Source organism: Streptomyces sp. MZ04, from assembly GCF_004684775.1.
GTDB lineage: Bacteria > Actinomycetota > Actinomycetes > Streptomycetales > Streptomycetaceae > Streptomyces.
This window is the reverse complement of the sequence record NZ_SRIC01000406.1, coordinates 1-5,912: the sequence shown is the minus strand read 5'-3', so window position 1 is coordinate 5,912 and position 5,912 is coordinate 1. Positions and strand designations below refer to the sequence as shown.

The window sequence follows — 5,912 nt, the reverse complement described above, 5'->3', positions numbered from 1 at the left end:
GGGGTAGTTCTGGGGCGGGCACAGCTCTCCGGTCCTTCGGAGGCTGCCGGTGTCGCTTCGCAGGAGAGCCCCGCGGACATCGGCGTATCCGCGGGGCTCTCCTGCAATCCCCTCCTGCATCCCCCGGTACGTGAATCCCCCGTGCGCTACGCGAATCTCCCGTGCGCTACGTGAATCCCCCGTGCGGCGCGGCCTACTTCGCGCCGAAGATCGCCGCCAAGGGCTGCTTCTTCTTGAAGACGGTGGACGGCGCCGTCACATGCTCGCCGCCGATGTAGAGGCGCTCGCCCGCGAAGAGGATCCGGCGCTCCGTCGTGAACCTCGCCTCCATCTCCCAGGTGGCGTTCGGGTTCTGCTGGACCTTCGTCTTCTTGTACGTCGTCGGGTCGAGCTCCCAGACCGCGCCGCCCGCCTCGTCGACCACGCTGGCCTCCTGGTACGCGATGACCTTGCCGTCGTCCGCGACGCCGACCGGGGTCAGGGGGCCTTCGGCCACTCCCTCTGCCTTGCCCTTCTGCTTGCCGGTCTTCAGGTCGATGGCGACCAGGTCGTTATCGGCTTCGGACGCGGCGCTCGAGGGCTCCGAAGTGCCGAGGAAGAGCGTGTCCTTGGTGACGGCGATCTGCTGGCAGCCGGTGACCTCGGTGGCCGGGCAGTCCAGCTTGTACTTCCCGTACTTGCCGCCCACCGTGCTGATCGTGCTCAGCAGCTTGCCCTGGGCCCCGCTGTCGTCGATCGTCAGGAACTCCGAGGCCCCTGAGGAGCCCTTCTTGGCGTCACCGCCGTCGGCGCCCACGACCAGCGGGTCGGTGGAGACGACGTGGGCGTTCTCGGTGCCTGCCGGGAGTTTGTACGTCGACTTCACCGCCTTCGTCGCAGGGTCGACCGTCTGGAGGCTCAGCTGGGGGCTGTCGACCTCGCCGCAGTCGCGGAGCGCGATCAGCTTGTCGTCACTGCCCGCGTAGCCCTCGACGGGGCACTTGTCGTCCGATGGCTTCCACAGGGGCTCGCCGGTGACCTTCCAGCCCGCGTCGGTGAGGCTGCCCGCCGCGGCGACCGTGCCGCCGCCGATGGTCACCTCGTCGAACATCTGGGCGGAGCCGTACTCGTCGGTCGCCTGCTTCTGCCAGAGCAGCTTGCCCTTGTTCAGGTCGACGAGGCCGACCTCCGTACAGACGGAGGGGTCCTTCTTGGCGTTCTGGAAGAGGACGGCGACCAGGCCGTCCTTGGTGGGCTCCGCCGACGACCAGCAGATCTCACCGCCGAGCGGTACCGTCCACTCGGCCTTTCCGCCGGTGAGCGGGTAGCCGACTATCTTGTGGAGATCGGCCTTCACGAAATTCTTGTCGGTCGTCCACATCCCCATGGCGCCGACCATCTCCGTTTTCTTCACCTTCGCCATGGGCACCTGGCCCAGCAACTTCGCTTCGGCGGCCGCCGATTCGGAACCGCCGTCCGAGCCGCTTCCGCTCCCGCCCGAACCGTCGTCGCTCTCGCCGCAGCCGCTGAGCAGGAGCGCGGCCGCGAGTAACGAGCCGAGGGCTGCCGCCTTGCGTGACATCTGAATCTCCTTGTGGGCATGGTGATTTGGCCCACCGCTCGGCACCCGCCGGCCGGTCGGCCACGTGATTTCGCTTGGATTGGCGATCCTCCCTTTTGGGTAGGGGAATTTCAACTCGGAATTCCTTATCTTTGCTTCAGTTGAAATGATCCCGGGAACATTTTGCGGAATTGAGGGTTGGTTGGTATTGAGGGCTACTTGGCGAGGGTCGTCTTCACCTTGGTGATCTGGGTGGAGAGCAGATAGCCCTGAGCCGCCCCCGTCATCTCCCAGGAGACCGACTCGTCGCCGCCCGCCGCGACCTGCTCGCTCTTCACCGAGGTGTACGCGACGGTGGCGCCGCCGTGGAACCGTAGGAGCGGCTCGCCCACGCGGCGGCCTTGGGCGTGCGGTCCGTGCCGGAGGCGGTCGCGTCGGCGAGGGCGCGGCACTGGGGCTTGTCGGACTTGGGGGTGACCGCGGGGGCGGTGTTGTCCTGGGCGCTGTAGCCCTTGGCCTTGGCGTCGGCCTTTGTGACGAGGGCCTTGTGCAACTGGGCGGCGGGTGCGGGTGCGGGATTCGGGGACGCGGTCGCCTCCTTGTCGCTCTTGCCCGGCGCCTTGCCGTCGCCGCCGTTGCTGTCCGAGGAGCTCCCGCAGCCGGTCAGCGCGAGCAGCGCGGAGGCTGCCGCCAAGGCGGGGGAGAGGGAGCGGCGGGCGCGTATGAGGTTCACGGATGTGGTGCCTTACGTGTGATGGGAGGCCGCCACTGAAGTGGCAGGGGTGGTGACTTGGGTGTTCGGAAGGAAGAGCGGATCAGGCCGGGGAAACATCACAGGCGGGGTGCGGGGAGCAGGTACCGCAGGGCGCGGGGCGCGGCCCGGGCCGGCCTTTGTGGAGGGCGCCGGCCGTCCCGGTGAAGTGTCGTGCCCTGACGGCCCGCTGCGGCTATGACGCGAGCACGCCGCCGAAGTCCGCCGCTCGTGTTCTCGTCGGCCGCGCCGATAGCGAGGGCCGTGGCGTCCGTACCGGAGAATTCCCCGCCCGCGACCGCCGCCCCTAAGCGGTCGCCCGCCTCGGGGAGAGGAGCACCGCCGATTCCGCCCCTGCCCTGCTGGAGGGCCTGGATGGCGGGGACGGGCAGTGGCGGGGATGGACATGGGGGTCGCGCCGGCCGTGTCCGTGGCAGTGGCGAGGCGCAGCAACACGGCGGCGGAGGGCTGGCCGACCGATCACCACGTCGTCGATCCGCGTCGCCGCGCCCTGCCGTTGCCGTGCTGCTCGGCCGTTGGCGTCGATGTCTGAGCGCTGTGCGGCCTGCGTGTCGGCGGGCAGCGTGTCTTGGACGTCAGCGAGAACCCAGCGTCCCAGTTGCCGTCCGCGCTCGACGTTGGGCCGGTGGCCGCCGGTCTTTCACGAGGAGTCGCCCGTCGCGGCCGAGCACGGTCATCACACGATGGTCTTGTCCGGTTCCCCGAACGGGGAGGGGCGGACCTCCGACAGGGCCTTCTTCACGATGACCTTGGAGAGATAGCCGGAGCCGAGTCCGATGTTCATCAGGACGTACCAGAATCGCTCCCAGCCCGTCAGGGTGACGAGGCCGTATTCGCTCAGGGCCTTCTTGACGGGAATCTTGGCGAAGTACGAGGCGGCGAAGAAGATGCAGCCGAGCACGTACCAGAAGCCTTCCGCAGCGGTGGTGCTGCCGTGTCCGAGGGACTCTGTCATGTCAGAACCTTTCACGACGAGTGCGGGGCGAGCGCGGCCGTGGCGGGCAGGGCACCTATGGCGGGCACGGTGCTCCCACGGATGGTGCGGTGGCCCGTCATTGTGGAGACGGACCGCAGGTACGCCCAGGGCCTACGCGCAGGTCGTGTCCGACTCGTGACGGTGGCAATCGCCTCTCGCCACGAGGGAGTCGGACTCGCAACGGCCCTCCGTCACACCCAGACGCACCGGGGCTGTCCTCAGCCGGGCCGACGGTCCTGTACGTGCCGGGCTTGATGTCGCCGCCTGAGTCCGCCCAGGGCGGCCGCGGAGTGGGTGAAGACGCCCTTCTTCGACTTGCCCGGAGGCTTGGCGGGCGGCTCCCCTCCCGTGCTCCGCTCAGGCTGTCCGGGCGCCCTCGGCGGGACATCTTTCCCGCTCATGGTTTCAGCTTGCGCCTGGCGGTTCCGTTCCGCATGCCCAGGACCGAGCCACCTGATGTCGTACGCTCGCCGACGCGACGCGGAACGATCCCGACCGGCCGGTCTTGCCGGTCACCCTGGTCGACATCAACTGACTCGGGGGAAACGGTCCGTACGTAGCCTCTTATGTCAGAGGGGCGCAGGCGCAGGCGCGCGCGTGGTGCGGCCGATGCGCCCCGCTGTTGTGGACCGCCCCTGGGTCAATTCCGCTCTGCCGGCAGCTCCGCGCTGCACGTGGCCCGCCCGTAGGAGCCGAACGCTGTGGCGCGCTGCTTGTGTTCACCTCTGATCGAGAGGGCGCAGCGCGCTTCGCCGCCCCGTTTCCCGAGCTGGATGCTGACGGCCGGGTCCTGGCCGAGCGGCACGCGCACGGTCTTTCGCCAGGGGAGTTCGACGTCCCTCTCGACGGTGGCGCTGCCCTCGGTGCTCCGTGCCAGGTACGAGACGCCGGCGCTGCCCGTGCCGGTGATGTCGTAGGTCACCGAGGCGGTGGGGACGGGGCGTTCCTCCGGCTCGTCGCTGCCGAGGAATCCGTACGCGACGAACGCGGTGCAGAATACGCCGAGCAGCAGCGCGCCCACGGCGATCACGCGCCGGTTCGAGATCTCGCCGACCGCCTTCGCGCCGGTTGTCTCCTTGCTGCCCGCGACGTCCTCGCCCGCGAAGTCCACGGCATCGACAGCATCCTTGATATCCGCATCCGTCGTGAGTTCCTTGTTCATTCTTCCCATCCCGTGAGAGCGATCCGAGCCGGTTGAGAACCTTCAAATCAGGCCGGTTATACAACACCTTGACGGCCGTTCAACAGGGTCGGAAGATACCGGACTTATCGCCTGTCGAATTGCTCGACCATTGCCAATAGATCACTAATGGTCCGTAATGTCAGCATGGTTGACGCGTCGTCGAACGATTGCGTAGAACTCTCGCCTGCAACTTGATCCATGTTTCTGCGCCGCTCGTGGAATTCCTCGAGCGGCACGCGATCCTGCCCTCTTTCTGTTCGTGCGAGTGAGTTGCGCGAATTTTTGAAGGAAGGCCCCGGAAGGGTAGTTGACACGGTGAGAATTGGTTGTAAGAGGCTGCTGGTCGGCCTTGTCGCGTCGGCGGTGATGGGCGCTGTGCTGCCCCAAACCGCCTTCGCGGAGGCGGAGGAGAGACCGGCGCCCGTGCAGGCGCCGGCGGCGGACGAGGGTGAGGGCCCGCCGAAGGGCCCAAAGATCCCGAAAACCCCGCCTCGGAAGTACCCCACCAACTCCCCAGATCCCAAGGTCACTTACGACGCAGCCGGCACCACCCTCGACGCCCCCACCGTGGTGCACGGCACCGGCCCCGAACTGTCCTGGCCGAAGTACACGCAGGGCAAGGGCAAGGGCAAGGGCAAGGGCAAGGGCGCGGGCGACGCCCTGGTCGGTTATCAGCTGCACCGCTCCACCCGCCCCGACTTCAAGCCGACCGGCGCCACCCTCGTGGCCCCGCTCGGCAGGGGCGCGACCTCCTACAAGGACACGACCGCCGAGCCGACCCGCGCGGACAGCGCGACGGAGATCGCGCGCCGCTACTCGTACCGCCTCCTGGTGGAGACCAAGGACGGCCGCCTCCTCGCCTCGCCGGTGCGCCGCGTGGGCGTGCCCAAGGCCGGGCACACGTTACGGATCCTGCGGTCCGGGCAGTCGGACACGACGCTCTCCTCCGCCGAGCCGGGTGCGAACCTGGACGACGAGAAGTGGCTGAGCGTCGGCGCGGGCGACGCCAAGTACGGCACCACGCGCGCGGCCCTGAAGTTGTCGACCTCCGGCATCCCCAAGAAGGCGACCGTCCTCCAGGCCGAACTACGCCTCCGAGAGGCAGAGCGGGCAGCCAAGGGGCAACTCCTCGAACTCAGCCCGCTGAAGCGGCAATTCACCGAGGAGTCCGCCACCTGGAGAAAGTCGGGCACCAAGACCCCGTGGAGCACGGGCGGCGGTGACGCCTCACCGGCCGTCTCCGACACCACCCGCCAGGGCGATACGTACACCTGGGACGTCACCTCCCTCACCCGTCAGTGGGCGAAGCGCCCGAGCACCAACAAGGGCGTCCTCCTGAAGGCGGCCGACGAGAAGGCGGCCGACGAGTCGCCCACGTCCTCGGCAACCCGCCGGGAGCCCGCCCGCCTCCTCTCAAGCGAGGCCCCCGACCCCGCACAAC

General features: G+C 68.3%; 6 protein-coding genes. 1 reads left to right on the top strand and 5 read right to left on the bottom strand.

Going from position 1 to position 5,912, the window contains the following annotated elements:
- Positions 1 to 193: 193 nt before the first annotated feature.
- From E2651_RS40525 to E2651_RS45780, 5 genes are all read right to left on the bottom strand, one after another.
- The gene (locus tag E2651_RS40525) at positions 194 to 1,561 is read right to left on the bottom strand and encodes a hypothetical protein (protein WP_135336279.1); all 1,368 of its coding nucleotides are present in this window, start codon (positions 1,559 to 1,561) and stop codon (positions 194 to 196) included.
- A gap of 194 nt (positions 1,562 to 1,755) precedes the next feature.
- Positions 1,756 to 1,878, bottom strand: a complete 123-nt coding sequence (locus tag E2651_RS46030; RefSeq protein WP_280922830.1) for a hypothetical protein — start codon at positions 1,876 to 1,878, stop codon at positions 1,756 to 1,758.
- The gene (locus tag E2651_RS40520; RefSeq protein WP_135336278.1) at positions 1,875 to 2,273 is read right to left on the bottom strand and encodes a hypothetical protein; all 399 of its coding nucleotides are present in this window, start codon (positions 2,271 to 2,273) and stop codon (positions 1,875 to 1,877) included. Before E2651_RS40520 ends, E2651_RS46030 begins: the two co-directional genes overlap by 4 nt.
- Positions 2,274 to 2,988: 715 nt before the next feature.
- The gene (locus tag E2651_RS40515) at positions 2,989 to 3,267 is read right to left on the bottom strand and encodes a hypothetical protein (RefSeq protein ID WP_135336277.1); all 279 of its coding nucleotides are present in this window, start codon (positions 3,265 to 3,267) and stop codon (positions 2,989 to 2,991) included.
- Between the two features lie 661 nt (positions 3,268 to 3,928).
- Positions 3,929 to 4,450: a hypothetical protein gene (locus E2651_RS45780; protein WP_245239516.1), complete on the bottom strand. Its 522-nt coding sequence runs from the start codon at positions 4,448 to 4,450 to the stop codon at positions 3,929 to 3,931.
- Positions 4,451 to 4,786: 336 nt separating this feature from the next.
- On the opposite strand from E2651_RS45780, the gene E2651_RS40505 reads away from it, so the two are divergent.
- Positions 4,787 to 5,912: DNRLRE domain-containing protein (locus E2651_RS40505; RefSeq protein WP_167829047.1), on the top strand; the 1,126-nt coding region annotated here is incomplete at its 3' end.

Excerpts from the sequence above, each read along its gene's own strand:
- E2651_RS40525 (WP_135336279.1), bottom strand. The coding sequence starts at position 1,561 with ATGTCACGCAAGGCGGCAGCCCTCGGCTCGTTACTCGCGGCCGCGCTC.
- E2651_RS40515 (WP_135336277.1), bottom strand. The coding sequence starts at position 3,267 with ATGACAGAGTCCCTCGGACACGGCAGCACCACCGCTGCGGAAGGCTTC.
- E2651_RS45780 (WP_245239516.1), bottom strand. The coding sequence starts at position 4,450 with ATGAACAAGGAACTCACGACGGATGCGGATATCAAGGATGCTGTCGAT.